The sequence below is a fragment of the Bacillus cereus group sp. BfR-BA-01350 genome (assembly GCF_022663775.1).
GTDB lineage: Bacteria > Bacillota > Bacilli > Bacillales > Bacillaceae_G > Bacillus_A > Bacillus_A paranthracis.
Genome location: NZ_JAKUGD010000066.1, coordinates 1 through 223, shown reverse-complemented (window position 1 = coordinate 223; position 223 = coordinate 1). Strand labels below are relative to the sequence as shown.

Sequence of the window (223 nt, the reverse complement as noted above, 5' to 3'; positions counted from 1 at the left end):
CTCCTTCGGGAGCAGAGTGACAGGTGGTGCATGGTTGTCGTCAGCTCGTGTCGTGAGATGTTGGGTTAAGTCCCGCAACGAGCGCAACCCTTGATCTTAGTTGCCATCATTTAGTTGGGCACTCTAAGGTGACTGCCGGTGACAAACCGGAGGAAGGTGGGGATGACGTCAAATCATCATGCCCCTTATGACCTGGGCTACACACGTGCTACAATGGACGGTA

General features: G+C 53.8%; 1 rRNA gene. It reads left to right on the top strand.

What is annotated here, in order from left to right:
* A 16S ribosomal RNA gene (locus MR147_RS27390) occupies positions 1-223 on the top strand; the annotation flags it as partial.